3 protein-coding genes and 3 pseudogenes are annotated in these 2,988 nt (G+C 58.2%); 3 read left to right on the top strand and 3 right to left on the bottom strand.

What is annotated here, in order from left to right; all coding sequences use genetic code 11:
- On the bottom strand, window positions 1-561 hold a 561-nt coding region (locus AX760_RS02860; protein ID WP_139276429.1), incomplete at its 3' end, for a LysR family transcriptional regulator.
- 98 nt (window positions 562-659) lie between these two features.
- Between AX760_RS02860 and AX760_RS02855 the strand changes: the two genes are divergently transcribed.
- Window positions 660-884, top strand: coding sequence for a DUF465 domain-containing protein (locus AX760_RS02855; protein ID WP_071831322.1), 225 nt, complete (start codon window positions 660-662; stop codon window positions 882-884).
- Between the two features lie 77 nt (window positions 885-961).
- A pseudogene (locus tag AX760_RS02850) lies at window positions 962-1,204 on the top strand (IS21 family transposase); the annotation flags it as partial.
- On the opposite strand, the pseudogene AX760_RS02845 reads toward AX760_RS02850, so the two are convergent.
- Window positions 1,188-1,406, bottom strand: a pseudogene (locus AX760_RS02845) (Ku protein); the annotation flags it as partial. The pseudogenes AX760_RS02850 and AX760_RS02845 sit on opposite strands and share 17 nt — an antisense overlap.
- Here AX760_RS02845 and AX760_RS26410 point away from each other — a divergent pair.
- A pseudogene (locus AX760_RS26410) lies at window positions 1,358-2,503 on the top strand (IS66 family transposase); the annotation flags it as partial. The pseudogenes AX760_RS02845 and AX760_RS26410 overlap by 49 nt on opposite strands.
- 5 nt (window positions 2,504-2,508) lie before the next feature.
- Here the strand turns inward: AX760_RS26410 and AX760_RS02835 are convergent.
- Window positions 2,509-2,904 carry a hypothetical protein gene (locus AX760_RS02835; protein ID WP_071831321.1) on the bottom strand — a complete coding sequence of 132 codons (396 nt, stop codon included), beginning with the start codon at window positions 2,902-2,904 and terminating at the stop codon, window positions 2,509-2,511.
- Window positions 2,905-2,988 lie beyond the last annotated feature (84 nt).

Raw genomic sequence — 2,988 nt, 5'->3', positions numbered from 1 at the left:
GCAGATTGCTACCGCTTCACGTTCTGCCAGACGATGCTCGGCAGCCACGCCGAGGTACAGTTTTTCATTGCCAATCCGTCGGAACGTCAAACCCGACCGCTCCGGTGCCGGCCCGAGCCCGCAGTCAAGGACACCCTCCGCAACGGCGGCTTCGATTGCTGTTGGACGGTCCTCACGAATGTAGATTTTTAGTGACGGAAACGCTCGGTGTATGCCGGGCAGAAAGCGCGGCAAAAAATATGGGCCGAACGTCGGGGCGGTTGCCATTCTGATTAACCTGCCCAAGGATTGCGTGTCATTGAAGGTTGCCTCAATGGCGTCATCCACCGCGGTCAGCGCTATCCGCGCGCTGCGGACCAACTCAAGTCCCACCGGCGTCGTGATGACGCTAGTCGGCGTTCGCTCGAAGAGGGTCACGCGAAGCGCCTTCTCAACCTGGCCAACCTGTACGGAAAGCGTCGGCTGGGAAACGTGACAGCGCTTTGCCGCTTGTCCAAAATGCCGCAAGTCGTCCAGGGCGACGATGTACTCCAGCTGTCGAAGGGTCGGACGATACGGCATTCGTGATAGATAACATCTATCGTTGCGATTTCAATAATGAATTGGACCTATTGAGCTGCGGCTCCGATATTGAGGGTGCAACAACAAAGGAGCCCCAAATGGACCAGTTTCTAAAAGCCCTCCGCCACAGAAAGGCGCACGTGCAGTCAACGATCGACGATGAGCAGGCTCGTCCCGCCCCCGATGGTCTTCGTCTGAGCGCGCTCAAAAAGCTCAAGCTGCAATATCGCGAACAGATCGAATTCATCGAGCGGCAAAACCGGCATGCTGCGCCCGTGCTCATCCCGGTCGTCAGACGGCGTCCGATCCGATTTTTCTCTTGAACGGAGAATAAAATGATCATCGACGGAAAAGGCCCGGATAGGCGGGAGAAATCCGGTTTCCTCCGAAGTGTCGTGGTGGCCGGCGTGAGTATGTGCAGGTCCTGCGCTTACTGGAAAGCTTTGAGCTTGCCGACCTTCACGCGGCGGTGAAGCAGGCCCTCCAGCTTGGCGCGATCGGCTTCGACGCGGTCAAGCATCTGATCCTGTGTCGGGTGGAGCGCCGGCCGCCACGACTGGACCTGTCCATCTACCCGTATTTGCCGAGGGAGACGATCGAGACGACGTCAGCGAAGGCATATATGCAACTGCTTGCCGTATGACCGCGAATGCTTCATCGCCGATTTTGTCGTTTACGGTGAGGTAGTACGGAGTTTCGAGATAGACCCACTGGATGCTGCCACGCAGCACGAATTTTTCGATGTCAATCGTACGAACCGTCTCCAGTTCGACGGATTCCAGATCCTCGTCGGTCAGGAGCACATAATCGTTCTCGACGCGCTCGTACCCCTTTGCCTCGTGTTCATGGGCAGGTCACAACGCAGCGATTGACGACCCTGCTCAACGATGTTGGTGTCGAGATTTCCAAACGTCAGGTCATCCGGTTTCTGACAGAGCGTCTGGATGGTTTTCATGCCGAGGATGCCGCCGTGCTGCATGCCGGCCTGGTCTCGGCACCCTTTGTGACGGTCGATGACACCGGCGCCCGCCATGCCAACCGAAATTTTCATACGACGCGTATCGGCGGCGAGCATTTCACCGCCTTTCGCACCGCACTGTCGAAGTCGCGGTTGAACTTTCTGACTCTGCTGCGCGGCAACTACCAGGACTATGTCCTCAATGATGCGGCGTTCGCCTTTCTGCAAGACCGGCAGGTGGACCCCACCCTTCTGGCATGGCTGAAGAGAAGCGAACCGCGGCGGTTTGCCAATCAGGTTCCGTTTCTCGCGTATCTGGCTGAAAATGGTATCGACATCTTCGACAGGGACATCCTCCGCCCGTTTGCCGAGGCCGGCATCTGGGGCTCCATCCGCCATCATAGTCTGGTTGGCAATGCGGTGATCGTCTCCGACGATGCCGGACAATTCCGGGTCGGCACCCATGCGCTGTGCTGGGTCCACGCCGAACGGCTGCTGCAAAAGCTGATGCCAGCGTCGCCGCGCCAGGTGAAGCATGTCGAGACCCTGCGCGAACTCATCTGGCTCTTCTACAAGCTTCTAAAAGATTATTCGCGAAGTCCCAGCCGACAGGCAGCCATCGGACTTCAGGCTCGGTTCGATCGAATTTTCTCTATCCGCACCGGCTATACCGATCTCGACAAACTGCCGTCTCGGCTGAAGCGCCGCAAGGCGGAACTGCTGAGGGTTCTGGAGCGACCGTAAACCCCGCTCCTTACAAATGCGTCGGAAAGAGATCTGCGCAGCTTTGTCACCAAGCGAAAGATTTCGGGTGGCACGATCAGTCGTAACGGTCGGCAGGCGCGAGATAGCATGCTTGGCCTGTTGAAGACCTGCAAGAAGCTCGGCCTGTCTTTCTGGCACTATCTTGGCGATCGGCTGGGTATTGGCGCACCGGAACGGTCCATTGCCCCACTGGCCACGATGACCGCCGCCAGAGCTTGAGCACATCAACGGCTATCAGGCTTGGGGAAAGCAACGATCTTAGCCGACGTGCTGGTACCGGCCCCACCTGACATGCCCCCGTCTGACTCAGCCTTGCCCGCCATGACGTCATCCAGCCTATCGAGCACGTTGGAGCCGGTGAGCTTCAGCAGCGTCGGCGATACGTTCCATTGCCGGTCATCCTCAGCATGCACCGTCACCGTCTTCTTGTTGCGCCGGATGACGACGCCACGGACCGGGAAACCGCCAGGGCCGTCGAACGTCACGCCGCTTCCTACCCTGATATCCTGCAGCGCAGCAGCGGTTCTTTGGTGATGCAGAAACTGCAGACGCTCGACGATGCGGGCGTTGAGTTCAATGAGGGTTGCCTCGTCCAGGCTGTCGATATCGATCTGCCGCATGCGCTAGCCTTTCCCTCCTAATCATGATGAACTTCACCATGCCAACAGCCGTGCAACGAGGCAACCGCTGGCTAACTTCCAGGC

The sequence above is a fragment of the Pararhizobium antarcticum genome, assembly GCF_001885585.1.
In the GTDB taxonomy this organism is placed as follows: Bacteria; Pseudomonadota; Alphaproteobacteria; order Rhizobiales; family Rhizobiaceae; genus Pararhizobium; species Pararhizobium antarcticum.
Note: the sequence above shows the minus strand (reverse complement) of the source record. Positions and strands in the feature narration are given on the sequence as shown.